10 protein-coding genes are annotated in these 16231 nt (G+C 71.8%); 8 read left to right on the top strand and 2 right to left on the bottom strand.

What is annotated here, in order from left to right; translation table 11 throughout:
- Positions 1 to 219: 219 nt before the first annotated feature.
- The 5 genes from ACFY2B_RS19245 (at position 220) to ACFY2B_RS19225 (ending at position 7143) form a co-directional block, all read left to right on the top strand.
- The gene (locus tag ACFY2B_RS19245) at positions 220 to 2442 is read left to right on the top strand and encodes an MMPL family transporter (protein ID WP_390764283.1); all 2223 of its coding nucleotides are present in this window, start codon (positions 220 to 222) and stop codon (positions 2440 to 2442) included.
- 121 nt (positions 2443 to 2563) lie between these two features.
- Positions 2564 to 3223 carry a hypothetical protein gene (locus ACFY2B_RS19240; RefSeq protein WP_390764282.1) on the top strand — a complete coding sequence of 220 codons (660 nt, stop codon included), beginning with the start codon at positions 2564 to 2566 and terminating at the stop codon, positions 3221 to 3223.
- Positions 3224 to 3416: 193 nt separating this feature from the next.
- The gene (locus ACFY2B_RS19235) at positions 3417 to 3638 is read left to right on the top strand and encodes a hypothetical protein (protein ID WP_390764281.1); all 222 of its coding nucleotides are present in this window, start codon (positions 3417 to 3419) and stop codon (positions 3636 to 3638) included.
- 171 nt (positions 3639 to 3809) lie between these two features.
- Positions 3810 to 6881 carry an AAA family ATPase gene (locus tag ACFY2B_RS19230; RefSeq protein WP_390764280.1) on the top strand — a complete coding sequence of 1024 codons (3072 nt, stop codon included), beginning with the start codon at positions 3810 to 3812 and terminating at the stop codon, positions 6879 to 6881.
- A gap of 49 nt (positions 6882 to 6930) precedes the next feature.
- The gene (locus ACFY2B_RS19225) at positions 6931 to 7143 is read left to right on the top strand and encodes a DUF6191 domain-containing protein (protein WP_390764279.1); all 213 of its coding nucleotides are present in this window, start codon (positions 6931 to 6933) and stop codon (positions 7141 to 7143) included.
- 36 nt (positions 7144 to 7179) lie between these two features.
- On the opposite strand, the gene ACFY2B_RS19220 is transcribed toward ACFY2B_RS19225, so the two are convergent.
- Positions 7180 to 8385, bottom strand: a complete 1206-nt coding sequence (locus tag ACFY2B_RS19220; protein WP_390764278.1) for a PQQ-dependent sugar dehydrogenase — start codon at positions 8383 to 8385, stop codon at positions 7180 to 7182.
- Between the two features lie 155 nt (positions 8386 to 8540).
- Complete coding sequence (locus tag ACFY2B_RS19215; RefSeq protein ID WP_390764277.1) at positions 8541 to 9539, bottom strand: aldo/keto reductase; 999 nt, start codon at positions 9537 to 9539, stop codon at positions 8541 to 8543.
- 73 nt (positions 9540 to 9612) lie between these two features.
- Between ACFY2B_RS19215 and ACFY2B_RS19210 the strand changes: the two genes are divergently transcribed.
- The 3 genes from ACFY2B_RS19210 to ACFY2B_RS19200 all read left to right on the top strand — a co-directional run bounded on the left by ACFY2B_RS19210 (position 9613) and on the right by ACFY2B_RS19200 (position 16230).
- Positions 9613 to 10611, top strand: coding sequence for a 2-hydroxyacid dehydrogenase (locus ACFY2B_RS19210; protein ID WP_390764276.1), 999 nt, complete (start codon positions 9613 to 9615; stop codon positions 10609 to 10611).
- Between the two features lie 371 nt (positions 10612 to 10982).
- Positions 10983 to 14015, top strand: coding sequence for a putative bifunctional diguanylate cyclase/phosphodiesterase (locus ACFY2B_RS19205; RefSeq protein WP_390764275.1), 3033 nt, complete (start codon positions 10983 to 10985; stop codon positions 14013 to 14015).
- 361 nt (positions 14016 to 14376) lie between these two features.
- Positions 14377 to 16230, top strand: a complete 1854-nt coding sequence (locus tag ACFY2B_RS19200) for an acetolactate synthase large subunit (protein WP_390764274.1) — start codon at positions 14377 to 14379, stop codon at positions 16228 to 16230.
- The last annotated feature ends 1 nt before the right edge of the window (position 16231 follow it).

Raw genomic sequence — 16231 nt, 5'->3', positions numbered from 1 at the left:
CCCCGGCTCGCCGCATTCGGATTCCGTGCGTGCGGCATGTGGATTGCGTGCGAAAGTTCCCGGTTTCCGTCTCTTGTGAGTAAGCCCACGAACCCGACAAAGGATCACTTTCAACTGCCAGAGTGTCCCTCGATTGCTCAGGTTTTCTTTCCTGGCTGTTCATCTTATCGAGGATTTATCCCGGTCAAAGATGCTGAAATACCTCCTGGGAGCAGACACGTGGCTGCACTTGCGCGTTGGTGTGTCCGGCACCGTCTGGTAGCCGTCCTGCTCTGGCTGTCCGCCTTCGGCGGTGTCACCGCCGCCGCCGCGGTCACCGGCTCCGCGTACACCGACGACTACACGGTCCCCGGCACCGAATCGGGCCGCGCCACCCAACTGTTGGCCAAGGGGTTCCCGGGCCTGGGCGGCGACAGCGACACCGTTGTCTGGGAGGCGTCCGGCGGCGTCCGCGCGGCCGCCGTGGAGCAGACGATGAACGACACCCTCCACAAGATCGCGGACCTGCCCGGGGTGTCCTCCGTGACCAGCCCCTACGACGGCCAGGGCAACGGCCAGATCAGCCGGGACGGCCGGATCGCGTACGCCGCCGTCACCTTCGCCCAACCGGTCGAGAAGATCGGCAAGGCCGAGGCCGAGGCGGTCGTCCGCACCGCCAAGTCGGCCGACGCGGACGGACTGCGGGTCGAGTTGGGCGGCAGCGCCATCGGGCTCACCGAGTCGTCGGACGAGCACTACGCCGAGGCGGTCGGCGTGGCCGTCGCCGCCGTCGTACTGTTCCTCGCCTTCGGCTCGCCGGCCGCCTCCCTGCTGCCCATCGCCACCGCCCTGGTCGGCGTGGGCACCGCGTACGCCGCCATCGGACTGCTCGGCCACGCCATGACCGTCGCCGCGTTCGCCCCGATGCTCGGCATGCTCATCGGGCTCGGCGTCGGCATCGACTACGCGCTGTTCATCGTCACCCGGCACCGGCGCGGACTGAAACGCGGCCTCACCGTCACCGAGGCCGCCACCAACGCCGTCACCACCACCGGACGCGCGGTCCTGTTCGCGGGCGCCACCGTGTGCATCGCCCTGCTGGGCCTGCTGAGCCTGCGGCTGAATTTCCTCAACGGCGTCGCCGTCGCGGCCTCGATGACGGTCGTCCTCACCGTCGCGGCATCCGTGACCCTGCTCCCCGCCCTGCTGTCCTTCATCGGCGACCGCGCGCTGAGCCGCCGCGAGCGGCAGCGGCTGGCCGAACAAGGCCCGCAACCGGAACTGCCCACCGGCCTCGCCGCCCGCTGGTCCGTGTTCGTCGAACGCCATCCCAGACTGCTCGGCTCGATCGCGCTGGCCGTCATCGCCCTGGTCGCACTGCCCACCCTCGCCCTCCACCTCGGCACCTCCGACCAGGGGAACGACCCCAGATCCTCGACCACCCGGCAGGCGTACGACCTGCTCGCCGAGGGCTTCGGACCCGGCGTCAACGGACCGCTGACCCTGGTGGCCCACGTCGACAGCGCCGAGGACAAGCTCGCGCTCGACAACCTCGACACCACCCTGCGCACCACCCCGGGCGTCGCCTCCGCGACTCCGGCGCGCTACGACACCGGCGGCGACACCGCGTACCTCACCGTCGTACCCGACTCCGCGCCGCAGTCGCGCCAGACCAGCGATCTCGTCGACCGGCTGCGCGACGACGTCCTCCCGCGCGCGGAGACGGGCACCTCGCTCGATGTGTACGTCGGCGGGGTGACCGCGAGCTACGACGACTTCGCCAACGTGATCGTCGGCAAGCTGCCGCTGTTCGTCGGTGTCGTCATCGGGCTGGGCTTCGTGCTGCTGATGCTCGCCTTCCGGTCGGTCGGCATTCCGCTGAAGGCGGCCGTGATGAACATCGCCGCCGTCGCGGGTGCCTTCGGCGTCGTCGTCGCGGTCTTCCAGTGGGGCTGGGGCAGCGAACCGCTCGGGCTCGGCCGGGCCGGACCGATCGAACCCTTCCTCCCCGTGATCATGGTGTCGGTGCTGTTCGGGCTCTCCATGGACTACCAGGTCTTCCTGGTCAGCCGGATCTACGAGGAGTGGCTGGAGACGGGCGACAACCGGCGTGCCGTCCGGGTCGGCCTCGCCGAGACCAGCCGCGTGATCAATTCCGCGGCCGTCATCATGATCTCCGTGTTCCTCGCGTTCGTGCTCAGCGGTGACCGGGTGATCGCCATGTGCGGCCTCGGGCTGGCCGCCGCCGTCGCGCTCGACGCGTTCGTCGTGCGGACCCTGCTGGTACCGGCCCTGATGCACCTCCTCGGCGACGCCAACTGGTGGCTGCCGCGCTGGCTCGACCGGCGCCTGCCCCGGATCAGCATCGAACCGCCCGAGTGCCGCGCCGCTCACGACCGGCTCCGCGACGTCGTGGTGGAACTGGCGGAGCACCGACAGGATGTACGTGACAACCCTGGGTGAGCACGGCCCCGAGCCGCGGCCTCCGGGAACCCGGTGTACCGGGGCACGGCGCCGCACGCGCGCGTACCGTTCGGGACGATCTTTAAGGAACTTCTCAGACAGCGTCCGTAGCGTGCGGGGCATGGGAACGAAGACAGGCGACGAGGCCGCGGTCGACACCGAGGCCAAGCACGACGAGGCCAAGAAGGACCAGGCCGAGAACCAGGAAGGGAAGGACACCGGGGCCGCTGCGGCTGACCGGGCCGAGGAGACGGCCGGTGGGACCTCCGCGGAGGAGGCCGGGCCGGCTGCGGGCGAAGCGCCGGAGGACGCGGCGGACACGGCTGACGACGACGCCGATGACGCTGCCGACGGGCTGGTCGAGGAGACGGCACAGGACGGCGGTCCGTCCGGTGTCGGCCAGGGCGCCGGAGCCATCGTCTCCGCCGTACTGGGCATCGTCTCGCTGACCGGCGGCTGGATCGGCACCGTGGCCTCCGCCCGCGAGACACTGGTCGGCCAGTTGCAGACCTCGTCGTCCGCGAGTGTCGCCACACAGATCAAGGAGGTCTACGGCGACGCCTGGCAGACCACCGCCCTGTGGGCCGGCGCGTTCGCGCTGGCCGCGCTGATCGTCGGCGTCGTCGTGCTGGCCCGGCCCGCGTTCGGCGCCCCGGGCAAGCCCCAGGTCGGCTGGATCAAGTCGGTCGCCTGGGCCGGTGTCTCGCTCGGCGTCATCGGACTGCTGCTGGCCGTCCTCAAGTACTCCGACGTGATACTCGGACTGCCCTCGACCAGCTGAACCGCCTCATCCGGCAGGGGCCTTGGGAAACCCGTAAGCATCGCACGGGACGCCTAAGGCCCCTTACGCGCGTCCGGCGCCCGCCACCCGCCGCGAGATGCGGAACCCTCCCGATGCGGCGCACCCCCCTGGCAGCCGAGTGTGGAGGCATCGCCACGAGCGATCCCGACACCCGACTTCCGAAGGACGCGTCATGATCCAGTACGAACTCCAGCTGCTCCGCTCCACCGAACTGCGCCGCCGGGCCGCGGACGCACGCCTCGCCCGCGCGGTGCTGGACCAACGACGCGCAGCCCGCCGGGAGGCCACGGCCTGCCGCCGCGGCGACGGCCGCGAGGCCCCTTCCGATACGCATACGGATACGGATACGGATACGGAGAGCCCACGCCGCCACCGGCTTCCCCGCGCCGCGTGAACGCCCCGGCGGGGAGGGCGGCCGGAGCACCGGCGCCGGCCGCCCGCTCCCCGGCCGCCCAATCCCCGGCCCTGGCCCCCTTTCCTTCCCTCTCCTGCCCACAGGGATTTCCTCCCCGCAGGGATTTCCTCTCCGCAGAAACCGGATCCCGTGCTGTCAGACCGCCGTGCGATGCTCGAACCCGTGGAGACCAGGTCCGTCAGCCCCGTCTTCGTCGGGCGCGCAGAAGAACTCCAGACGTTGAACGACGCCCTCGCCCGTGCCGCCGCGGGCGAGCCGCAGGCGCTGCTGGTCGGCGGCGAGGCGGGGGTCGGCAAGACCCGGCTGATCGAGGAGTTCGCCGCCGCCGCGGGCCGCCGGGGCGCCGTCGTCGCGCTCGGCGGCTGCGTGGAGATCGGCGCCGACGGACTGCCGTTCGCCGCGTTCTCCACCGCGCTGCGCGCCCTGCGCCGCGCCCTGCCGGGCGAACTGGACGAGGCCGCCGCGGGCCGCGAGGAGGACCTGGCCCGGCTCCTGCCCGAACTGGGCGAGACCGCCCCGGCCCGGGCCACCGGACGGCCCGACGAGGAGGGCCTGGCCCGCCTCTTCGAACTCACCGCCCGCCTGCTGGAACGGCTCGCCGCCGACCGCACGGTCGTCCTCGTCCTGGAGGACCTGCACTGGGCCGACGCCTCCACCCGCCATCTGCTGTCCTACCTGCTGCGCACCCTGCGCGCCGGCCGGCTCGTCGTCCTCGCCACCTACCGCAGCGACGACATCCACCGCCGCCACCCGCTGCGCCCCCTGCTCGCCGAACTCGACCGGCTGCGCACCCTCCGCCGCATCGAACTCGACCGTTTCAACCGCGAGGAGGTCGGCCGTCAGATCGCCGGTATCCTCGCCGCCCAGCCGGACCCCGCCCGCGTCGACGAGATCTTCGAACGCTCCGACGGCAACGCCTTCTTCGTCGAGGAACTCGCGGTCGCCGCCCGCTCGGGCTGCCGCACCGGCCTCACCGACTCCCTGCGCGACCTGCTCCTGGTCCGCGTGGAGGCGCTGCCCGAGACCGCCCAGCGGGTGGTGCGGATGGCCGCCGAGGGCCGCTCCACGGTCGCGTACCCGCTCCTCGCCGCCGCCACCGGACTCGCCGAGGACGATCTCATCGAGGCTCTGCGCGCCGCTGTGAACGCCGGCATCCTGCTCGCCGCCCCCGGCGGCGACGGCTTCCGCTTCCGCCACTCCCTGGTCCACGAAGCCGTCGCCGACGACCTGCTGCCCGGCGAGCGCTCCCGACTCAACCGGCGCTATGCCGAGACCATCGAGAGTGACCCGGCGCTCGTCCCCGCCGACGAGCGCGTCATGCTGCTGGCCAGCCACTGGTACCACGCCCATGACCCCGCCAAGGCCCTGCCCGCCGTCCTGGACGCCTCCGTCACCGCCCGCCGCCGGTACGCCTACAGCGAGCAACTGCGGCTCCTGGAGCGGGCGATGGAACTCTGGGAGACCGCTCCCCACCCGGTCCGGGCCGCGCTGCGCCCCGTGGACTGCGTGGCGGTCTACCCGTCCTGCGACCCCGGCACTCCGCTGCGCTACCTCGACCTGATGGCGGAGGCCGTCCTCGCCGGACGGATGTGCGGGGAGCGCGAGCGCGCCCTGAAGATCACCAGACGGGCGCTGCACCTCCTGGAGGACGAGGACGACCCGCTGCGCGCCGCCTGGTTCTGGACCCAGCGCTCCACCCTCGCCCAGGCACTGGGACGCGGCGACGGACGGCACGAACTCGCCGCCGCCCAGGAGTTGGTGCGCGGGCTGCCGCCCTCGGAGGTGCATGCCGATGTGCTGGCCGGCGTCGCCAACTGGTGGATGATGCACGAACCGGGCCCACAGGCCCTCGCCGCCGCCGAACGGGCCGTCGAGTACGCCCGCATGCTCGACGCCCGCGAGATCGAACTGGACGCGCGCGTCACCCTCGGCGTCCTCAGGGTCGACGCGGGAGACGTCGAGGCGGGCCTCGTCGAGATGCACCGGGTCAAGGACCAGTCCGTCCAGGAGGACTACACCCATGTCGCGGCCCGGGCGTATGTGAACCTCCCCGCCGAACTCGAGGCGGTCGGCCGCTCCCGGGAGGCCGCCCCCCTCCTGGAGGAGGGGAGCGACTACACCCGGAAGTTCGGCCTGCTCGGCTCCGAAGCCCGGGTGTGGGCCAACCTCGCCGAAACCCTGTACTCCCTCGGCAACTGGCCCGAGTCGGCCACCGCCGCCGAGAACGCCACCCGTCGCGGCCCCGGCACCAAGCCCCTGGGCTCGGCCGCCCTGTCCCTGGCCCGTCTCGCCCTGGGCCGCGGCGACCTGGCCGAGGCGGCCGGCCGCCTCGCCGCCGCCCGCGGCCACTTCGGCAGCCACGACATCCCGCCGCAGCACTGGCTGCCGCTGGCCCATGTCGCCGTCGGCGTCGCCGCCGCGGAAGGCCGTCTGCTCGACGCCCGCGACGAACTGCGCGGGGCCCTGGACGCCGGAGTTCCACCGGGCACCCAGCGCCATGCCTGGCCGCTGCTCCAGGCCGCCGCCACCGCGGAGGCCGACGCCTGCACCCTGCCCGCGGCGCAGCCCGGCCGGGCCGATGCGCTCGACCGCATCGCCGCCGCGGCCAAGAAGCTCACCACCGGCGCACCCGTCTGGCTCGCCCACGCGTCATGGGTCCGTGCCGAACTACGGCGTGCCGCGGGCAAGGACACCCCCGACCTCTGGTCCGAGGCGGTCACCGCCTTCGAGTCCCTGGACCGCCCCTACGACCTGGCCCGCGTCCGCCACCGGCTCGCCGCCGCCCTGCTGTCCTGCGGCAACGGACGCCCGGGAGACACCACCGCGGGCGGTGCCGACGAGCGGGACCGCGCCACGGAACTGCTCCGGCTGGCCGGAGCCGTCGCCGACCACCTCGGCGCCCGCCCGCTCGCCGACTCGGTCGCACTCCTCGCCCAGCGCGCCCGTCTCACCCTGACTTGCGCCCCGCAGCGAACGCCGGCCGATCCGGTCGAGGCACTCGGCCTCACCAGCCGGGAACGCGACGTGCTCCGCCTGGTCGCCGCCGGCCGCACCAACCGGCAGATAGCCGAGGAGCTTTTCATCTCCCCGAAGACCGCGAGCGTCCACGTCTCCAACATTCTGGGAAAGCTCGGTGTCTCGGGCCGTGGGGAGGCCGCGGCGGTGGCACATCGGCTCGGCCTGTTCCGCACCGAGACGCTCACTGCCGGACCGGGAAGCTGAGATCTACGCTGGAGAAAAGCCGTACGGGGGAGAAAGCGGGGGAAAGATCATGTTCAACGCCTTCGAGGAACTGTTCGCGCCCGGCCGCAATCACACCCGGGACGAAGAGAACCGGCTTGAACTGACCCGCGAGGACGTCGGTGACAACGATCCCGGACGGGGCCCCATCGATCTGTCGTCCGGAAAGGCGGTCATACGCCTGCCGGCGACAGCGCCGGCCCCCGCGCAGGACGAGGCCAAGCCGCCCGTCGACGACGTATGACACCGCTGACACCTCCGCTCACCTGACCTCCAGCGCTCACCTGACCTCCAGCTCCAGGATCCGGTCGTCCCCCGACTTCGGCGTCCCTCTGCCGTCCGTGTTGCTCGTGACCAGCCACAGTTTGTCGCCGCCGGCCGCGACCACCGTGCGCAGGCGGCCGTGGGTTCCGGTGAGGAATGCCGCGGGCTTCGCCGCCGCCTCGGTGCCCTTCAGCGGGATGCGCCACAGGCGCTCGCCTTTGAGTCCGGCCATCCAGATGACGCCGTTCACATAGGCGATGCCGCTGGGGGAGGCGACGTCCGTGTGCCACTGGGCTATGGGGTTGTGGAACCGCTTGTCGGACGATGTGCCCTCGGCATCCGGCCAGCCGTAGTTGTCACCGGGCTTGATCGCGTTCAGCTCGTCCCAGGTGTCCTGGCCGAACTCCGAGGCGAACAGGCGCTGTTCGTCGTCCCAGGCGAGGCCCTGCACATTGCGGTGGCCGTAGGTGTACACGACGGAGTCCGGGAACGGGTTGCCCGGGGCCGGCTCGCCCTCCGGGGTCATGCGCAGGATCTTGCCGCCCAGGGACTTCTTGTCCTGGGACAGGCCCTTCGTGCCGCTCTCGCCCGTGCCCGCGTAGAGCATGCCGTCGGGGCCGAAGGCGATACGGCCGCCGTTGTGGATGAAGCCCTTGGGGATGGCTTTGAAGACCGTGTCCGGCGCGCCGAGTTGTTCACCGGCCGGCTTGCCCGCGTCGTAGAGCATGCGGACGATCCGGTTGTCCGAGGCCGAGGTGAAGTATGCGTAGACCATGTGGTCGGCGGCGTAGTCGGGGGAGAGGGCGATGCCCAGGAGGCCGCCCTCACCGTCCGGGGAGACGCCGGAGACCTTGCCCAGCTGGGTCTGTTTGCCCGTCTTCTCGTCGACTCTGGTGATCGTCCCCTCGTCCCGCGAGGAGACGAGCAGCCCGCCGTCGGGCAGGGGCGCCAGGCCCCACGGCGACTTCAGCCCCTCCGTGACGGTCCGCACCACCTTCACCGAGCCCTTCGCGGGCGGCGCCGACTCGGTCGAGGACGCGGACGGGGCGGCGCTGGAGGCCGTCCCCCGCGCCGTCGTACTCCCGTCCGTGCCCGGTGGGCCGCTCCAGTCGGAGGAGCAGCCGGCCGTCAGCAGGAGTGCGGTGGCGGCCAGCACGGCTGTCACAGCTCGACGTTGCACGATCAGGGTCCCTTCGACGCGGCGGCGGCTTCTGTATCTCATACACCGCTCGCGCCCGCCGGGTTCCCATCCCGGCGCACCGAACTCCATGATCCGCGCCGGGAGCTGAGGGGGCTGAGGGGGCTGAGGGGGCTGAGGGGGCTGAGGGGGCTGAGGGAGCGACGAGGGCGACGAGCGGTCCGACGCGGCGGCGGCCCTCAGTCCCAGGACCCCACGGCCGCGGGGAGCTGGGCCAGATCCGTCAGGTCCTGGGAGGTCAGGGTCAGCGACGGCGCCTTCGCGTTCTCCGTCACCCAGCGCTCCCGCTTGGCACCCGGCACCGCGATCACGTGCCGACCCTGCGCCAGGACCCAGGCCAGGGCCACCTGGGCCGGCGTGACCTGCTCGCCGTGCCGCCGGGCGACCCGGCGCAGCCCGGCGACGATGGGCTGGTTGGCGGCCATCATCTCGGCCGTGAAGCGCGGATGGCGGGCCCGGACGTCGTCCGGTTCGAAGCCCTCGCCCGGGGTCAGCGTGCCGGTCAGGAAGCCGTTGCCGAGCGGCATCGCGGCGAGGAGGCCCACCCCGTGCGCCGCGCACCACGGCAGCAGCGCGTCCAGCGCCTCGCGCGACCACACCGACAGCTCCGCCTGCACCGCGCTCACCGGGAAGACCTGCTGGACGCGCCGGAGCTGCCGCAGGGTCGCGTCGTGCAGCCCCGCACCCGAGCGGCGCCCGCCGCGCGCGCCCACCGCGCACAGGCCGAGCGCGCGGACCTTGCCGGCCCGTACCAGTTCCGCCATCGCGCCCCACGTCTCCTCGACCGGCACCTCCGGATCGGCGCGGTGGAGCTGGTACAGGTCGATCACGTCCGTCTGCAACCGGCGCAGCGACGCGTCGCACGCCCGCCGCACGTACCCCGGGCGGCCGTTGGCCACGATGTGCTGCTCGCCCACCAGCAGACCGACCTTGGTCGACACGAACGCGTCCGCGCGCCGCTCCTTCAGCACCCGGCCGATCAGCAGCTCGTTGGTGAACGGGCCGTACATGTCCGCCGTGTCCAGGAGCGTGGAACCGAGGTCCAGGGCCCGGTGCACGGCCCTCACCGATTCGTCCCCACGCTGCCGCGACCCGCTGTACGCCCAGCTCATCGGCATACAGCCGAGTCCGACGGCCCCCACCGCGAGCGCCCCCGCGCCGATCGTCCTGCGCTCCACCTGCTCGTGAACCTCCCTCTCGGGCCCCCAACCTAGCCCCTGCCTCCTCCGAGCCTGACATAGCCTCGGGACCATGACTGCAGACGTATGGCTGCCCATTCCGCCGGAGGAGATCGAAGGGCTTCCCGACGGGCCCGACTACCTGTTCTGGAACGGGGAGGAGAAGTTCCCCGCGGACCCGGCCGACTGCGCCTTCTACGTCGTCCCCTACATGCAGCCCAGCGACCTGTGCGTCCGCCCGATGCGGGACATGAGCACCGTGCGGGTCGTGCAGACGATGTCCGCGGGCATCGACCACGTGCAGCCGGGCCTGACGCACCTGCGTCCGGGCGTCCGGCTGTGCAACGCGCGCGGCGTGCACGAGGCGAGCACGAGCGAGCTGACGCTGGCGCTGATCCTCGCTTCGCTGCGCGGCGTCCCGGACTTCGTGCGCCGCCAGGACAGAGGGGAGTGGCGCGGCGGGTTCCACCCGGCGCTGGCCGACAAGACCGTGCTCATAGTCGGTTACGGATCCATCGGCGCGGCCATCGAGGACCGGCTCGCGCCCTTCGAACTCGCGCGGGTGGCGCGGGTTGCGCGCTCCGGGCGCACCGCGGAGCGCGGTCCGGTGCATCCGCTCACCGAACTGCCCGCCCTGCTGCCGGAAGCGGACGTCGTGATTCTCTCCACGCCCCTGAGCGAGAGCACACGGGGCCTTGTCAACGCCGACTTCCTCGCGCGGATGAAGGACGGGGCACTGCTGGTGAACGTCGCCCGTGGACCCGTCGTCGACACCGGGGCGCTGCTCGCGGCGCTGGAGAGCGGTCGCATCACCGCCGCCCTGGACGTGACGGACCCCGAACCGCTGCCCCCGGGCCACCCCCTGTGGCAGGCGCCCGGTGTGCTGATCAGCCCGCATGTGGGCGGCGCCACGTCGGCTTTCCTGCCGCGCGCCAAGCGGCTGCTGAGGGACCAGTTGACCCGCTTCGTGAACCGGGAGCCGCTGCGCAACGTGATCCTCACGACGGGCTCCGCGGACTCCACGGGCCCCGTCGGCTCCACCGAGTCCACGCGCGCGGGACGGCCGACGTAGCAGACACGTGATCCGTTTTCGGTACGCTCCGCAGTTTTCCGGACGCGAGGGGTACCCGAATCTCACTGTTCGTCACTGAGCGTAGAGGGGCTATGTCCCTGAGTGACGAGACTGGTGTATCGTCCCGACAGGGGCTGCGCCGCGCACCGTTCGGCGCCGGGGATGGACATTTCAGAGATGTGAGGGGGGCGACGGGCGATGCACGGCCTATGGACGAACGATCCGACGCGGCGGGGCCGCCGACGACCCTGGCGCACGGCGGCGCACAGACGCGGCCACCACACCAGCCATCACCGCAGGCACAGCGGGCGCAGAAGGCTTGTCCACCTGGACCCCCGGGACCCGGGAACGGTACGGATCCGGAGGGTCCGGTGACCTCGCCGCCCACGGTGACGACCACCACCCTGCCCGGGTCGCTGCGGGCGCAGCGACCGGCAGGGGCGCCGCTGCCCCGTCCGCCTGCCGTCGGCGGCGGGACCAGCATGGTCCATCAGCTCGTTCTGGCTCTGTTGTGCGCGGGCTACGCCGTCGGTTCCGCGCTCGACTGGGGTTCGAGCGAAATCGCGCTGATCATGGGTGACTTCGGGCTGGCCGCGGCGGCGGGCACCGCCGCGGTCTCGTGTCTGTTCTACGCCCGCAGACACCGTGTCCGCTTTCGGCCCGCCTGGCTGCTGTTCGCCCTCTCCTCGGCGATGGTGGCTTTCGGCAACGCGGTCTGGGGGTGGTACGAGGTCGTGCTGCGCCGGCCCATGCCCAGCCCCAGCTTCGCCGACCTGTTCTTCCTGTGCTTCGCGCCGCCCGCGATCGTGGGCCTGCTGGTCCTCGCCAAGCGGCCGGTGACGAGAGCGGGCTGGATCTGCCTGGCGCTGGACGCCTGGCTGATCGGCGGTTCGCTGCTCACCCTGTCGTGGAGCCTCGCGCTGGCGCAGGCCGCCAGGTTCGACGGGCCGAGCGTCGCGCACACGGCGCTGTCGCTGGCGTATCCGCTCCTCGACATCGCCCTGGTCAGCATGGTGCTCGCGCTGCACTTCCGGCGATCACCGGGCAACCGCACCGCGGTGAACACGGCGATCGGCGCGCTCGCCCTGACCGTGATGTGCGACGCGCTGTTCACCTCGCCGCTGCTGCACAGCAGTTACCGCTCCGGGCAACTGCTCGACGCGGGCTGGTTCGCCGGTTCGCTGCTGCTCGCCTACGCGCCCTGGGCGGCAGCCCCGCGCCATGGCCGGCCGGAGCCCGAGCGGGCCCGCGGCGACGCCCACGCGCGCGTGGGCGATCCGTACCCGCCGGGGCAGCGGGCCGCCGGCCACCCGTACTCGCCCGTACCCGGCCAGGGCGGCGAGCACGGTCGGTATCCGGCAGGCCGGCCGCTCACCGGCTCCCTGGCCGCACTCACCCCGTACCTGGCCGCCGCCGTGTGCACCCTGGGCATCCTGTACAACGTCCTCAACGGCCGCAGCCCCGATCACGTGGTGCTGGTGACGGCCGGGTGCGTGGTGCTCGCGCTCGTCGTGCGGCAGGGCATCATGCTGCTCGACAACATCACCCTCACCCACGAGCTGGCGCAGAAGGAGAACCACTTCCGCTCCCTGGTGCAGGGGTCGAGCGACGTGATCATGATCGCCGCGCCCAACGGAACCCTCCGGTACGTCTCCCCGGCCGCCGCCGGGGTCTACGGGCGATCGGCGGAGGACCTGGTGGGCAACGAACTGGCCATGATCATCCACCCGGACGACCTGGGCTGCGTGGTGCACGAGGTGCGCCGGTTCCTCGCCGCCAGTCCCCTCGAAGAACCCACCACCCGCATCGAGTGCCGTTTCAGGTCCGGCGACGGCGGCTGGCTCAATGTCGAGTCGACCGTCAACCGCCATCACGGCGGCCTCATCTTCAACAGCCGCGACGTGACCGAAAGAGCGCGATTGCAGGCACAGTTGCAGCACAACGCGGAACACGACCCGCTCACCGACCTGCCCAACCGCGCGCTGTTCACGCGGCGCGTGCAGCAGGCGCTGTCCGGCCGCCGTGTCTCCGACCGCGGCGCGGCCCCGCACGGCACGGCCGTGCTCTTCATCGACCTCGACGGCTTCAAGGCCGTCAACGACACGATCGGGCACCAGGCCGGCGACGAACTGCTCGTCCAGGCGGCCCGCAGACTCCAGGAGGCGGTCCGGCAGGGAGACACCGCCTCCCGGCTGGGCGGCGACGAGTTCGCGGCCCTGATCATCGGGGACGGCACCCGGGACCCCGGCGCCCGGCAGCACGACATCCTGGAGCTGGCGGACCGCCTGCGGGTCACCCTCTCGCAGCCCTATCTGATCGACGGCAACGATGTCCGGGTCAACGCCTCCATCGGCGTCGCGTTCGCCGAACCGGGCCTCGGCGCGGGCGAACTGCTGCGCAACGCCGACCTGGCGATGTACCGCGCCAAGGCGGCCGGAAAAGGCCGTGTCGAGCTGTACAAGCCGCAGATGCAGCAGGACGTCGTACGGAAGGCGGAGCTGGCCACCCGGCTGCGCGCCGCGCTGCACGACGGCGAGTTCACGCTGCTGCACCAGCCGGTGGTGTGCCTGGGCAGCGGCCGGGTCATGTCGGCCTCGGCCCAGGCGCGCTGGCGCTCCTCCCAGGGGGTGCTGTTCACACCGGCCGAATTCCTGCGGGTGGCGGAGGACAGCGACCGGACCTCGGAACTGGACCGCTGGGTCCTGGAGGAGGCGGTGGCCCGAGCCGCGGAGCGGGCGGCGACCGGACTCGCCGTACCCGTGGCGGTGCGGATGTCCGCGCGGCGGCTGCTGGACCGGTCGCTGCCGCTCGGTTCCGTGGAGGCCCTGCTGACCCGGCACGGGCTGCCCTCGGGATCCCTGCTGATCGAGCTGGCGGACACCGACCCCGGGGTCAGCGTGGACGAGCTGGAGCGCCGGCTCGGGGCGCTCAGGCGGCTGGGCGTGCGGATCGCACTGGACGGCCTCGGCAACGGCTACGCGGCGATCACGGCCCTGCGCAGACTCCCCGTCGACGTGCTGAAACTCGACCGCAGCCTGGTCGAGGGCGTCGTCGAGTCCGCGCGGCTGCACAAGATCACCAGCGGGCTGCTGCGGATCGCCACCGACCTCGGGCTGCAGTCCGTGGCCGAGGGCGTGGACCATCCGGAGCAGGTCGTGGCCCTGCGCGCCATGGGCTGCACCCATGGGCAGGGCCTGGCCTTCGCCGAGCCGCTGGACGAGTTCCGGCTGCGCCGGGCGCTCGGATCCGGCTCCTATCCGGTGCCGCACGGACCGGCCGAACCGGTCTTCGCGGGCGCCCTGCGCGAGCCGCAGGGTGTCGGCGCGGAGAGCGGGGGAGCGCTCAGACCCGACGGGCTGAGCACGGTCGTGACCTCGGCCCCGGCGGTTGCGCCGCGGGGGTGAACGAGCCGTGGGGAGGCGGGCGCACGTGTGCGTGCGGGTGTACACAGGACGTGCGCCCGCCGCCCCCGGAGGAGTACGGGCCCTCGCTCACATATTGAGACTCCCGTCCACGTACTTGACACGTAGTGCGTGCCGGGGGGAGGGTCGGTGCCATGCGCACCCGAATCCTCGTACTTGGACAGCGCGTCGGCTGAACTGGGATCCACCGGAGACATCCGGAACCCCCAGCGACCTCACCGGCGCGCTCCCCTCGCTTGCCTTACGGCACGAGGGGTTTTTTGTTGCACGGGCACCCGCCGTACAGCAGACCAATACCGCACAAACTTCGCAAAAAACCCTCAGCATCGAGAAGAGATTGCCGATGACCGAGCAGGCCACCGGGGCCCATCATCCGCAGCCGCGGCCCCGTTCCGGAGGACATCAGTCCGCGACCGTCGAGCACGTCACGGGCGCGCAGTCCCTCATCCGCTCGCTTGAGGAGGTCGGGGCCGACACCGTGTTCGGCATCCCCGGCGGTGCGATCCTCCCCGCCTACGACCCGCTGATGGACTCCACCCGGGTCCGTCACGTGCTGGTCCGCCACGAGCAGGGAGCCGGACACGCGGCCACGGGGTACGCGCAGGCGACCGGCAAGGTCGGCGTGTGCATGGCCACCTCGGGTCCGGGCGCCACCAACCTGGTCACGCCCATCGCGGACGCCAACATGGACTCCGTGCCGCTGGTCGCGATCACCGGCCAGGTCGCCTCCAAGGCGATCGGCACGGACGCCTTCCAGGAGGCGGACATCGTCGGCATCACCATGCCGATCACCAAGCACAACTTCCTGGTCACCAAGGCGGAGGACATCCCGCGGGTGATCGCGGAGGCGTTCCACATCGCCGCCACCGGCCGGCCCGGCCCGGTCCTGGTCGACATCGCCAAGGACGCCCTCCAGGCGCAGACCACCTTCTCCTGGCCGCCGGTCATGGACCTGCCCGGCTACCGCCCGGTGACCAAGCCGCACGCCAAGCAGATCCGCGAGGCGGCCAAGCTGATCACCGCCGCCCGGCGACCCGTCCTCTACGTCGGCGGCGGCGTCGTCAAGGCCCAGGCCACCGCCGAGCTGAAGGTCCTCGCGGAACTCACCGGAGCGCCCGTCACCACCACCCTGATGGCGCTCGGCGCGTTCCCCGACAGCCACCCCCAGCACGTGGGCATGCCGGGCATGCACGGTGCGGTCACCGCCGTCACCGCGCTGCAGAAGGCCGACCTGATCGTCGCCCTCGGTGCCCGCTTCGACGACCGCGTCACGGGCAAGCTGGACAGCTTCGCCCCGCACGCCAAGATCGTCCACGCCGACATCGACCCCGCGGAGATCGGCAAGAACCGCGCCGCCGACGTGCCGATCGTCGGGGACGCCCGCGAGGTCATCGCCGACCTGGTCCAGGCCGTGCAGAAGGAGCACAGCGAGGGCCACGCGGGCGACTGCACCGCCTGGTGGAACGACCTCAACCGGTGGCGCGAGACCTACCCGCTCGGCTACGACCAGCCCGCGGACGGCTCGCTCTCCCCGCAGCAGGTCATCGAGCGCATCGGACAGCTGGCACCCGAGGGAACGATCTTCGCCGCGGGCGTCGGCCAGCATCAGATGTGGGCGGCCCACTTCATCCAGTACGACAAGCCCGCCGGCTGGCTGAACTCCGGCGGTGCCGGAACGATGGGCTACGCGGTGCCGGCCGCGATGGGCGCCAAGGCCGGCCGGCCCGAGCGCCCGGTCTGGGCGATCGACGGCGACGGCTGCTTCCAGATGACCAATCAGGAACTGACCACCTGCGCCCTGAACGACATCCCGATCAAGGTCGCCATCATCAACAACGGCGCCCTCGGGATGGTCCGCCAGTGGCAGACGCTGTTCTACAACCAGCGCTACTCCAACACCGTCCTGCACTCCGGCCCGGGCGCGACGGGCAAGGAGCCGAGCAGCGGCACCCGCGTCCCCGACTTCGTGAAGCTGTCGGAGGCCATGGGCTGCTACGCGATCCGGTGCGAGTCCCCGGAGGACCTGGACAAGGCCATCGAGGAGGCGAACTCGATCAACGACCGCCCGGTCGTCGTCGACTTCATCGTCCACGAGGACGCGATGGTCTGGCCGATGGTCGCCGCCGGCACCTCCAACGACGAGATCATGGCCGCCCGGGACGTCCGCCCCGACTTCGGCGACAACGAAGACGACTGAG

The organism is Streptomyces sp. NPDC001270 (assembly GCF_042896695.1).
Taxonomy (GTDB): Bacteria; Actinomycetota; Actinomycetes; order Streptomycetales; family Streptomycetaceae; genus Streptomyces.
Note: the sequence above shows the minus strand (reverse complement) of the source record. Positions and strands in the feature narration are given on the sequence as shown.

Bases quoted from the DNA above. Each gene is read 5' to 3' on its own strand.
- ACFY2B_RS19230 (WP_390764280.1), top strand. From the start codon at position 3,810: ATGCTCGAACCCGTGGAGACCAGGTCCGTCAGCCCCGTCTTCGTCGGG.
- ACFY2B_RS19200 (WP_390764274.1), top strand. From the start codon at position 14,377: ATGACCGAGCAGGCCACCGGGGCCCATCATCCGCAGCCGCGGCCCCGT.
- ACFY2B_RS19210 (WP_390764276.1), top strand. From the start codon at position 9,613: ATGACTGCAGACGTATGGCTGCCCATTCCGCCGGAGGAGATCGAAGGG.
- ACFY2B_RS19240 (WP_390764282.1), top strand. From the start codon at position 2,564: ATGGGAACGAAGACAGGCGACGAGGCCGCGGTCGACACCGAGGCCAAG.
- ACFY2B_RS19235 (WP_390764281.1), top strand. From the start codon at position 3,417: ATGATCCAGTACGAACTCCAGCTGCTCCGCTCCACCGAACTGCGCCGC.
- ACFY2B_RS19225 (WP_390764279.1), top strand. From the start codon at position 6,931: ATGTTCAACGCCTTCGAGGAACTGTTCGCGCCCGGCCGCAATCACACC.
- ACFY2B_RS19220 (WP_390764278.1), bottom strand. From the start codon at position 8,385: ATGAGATACAGAAGCCGCCGCCGCGTCGAAGGGACCCTGATCGTGCAA.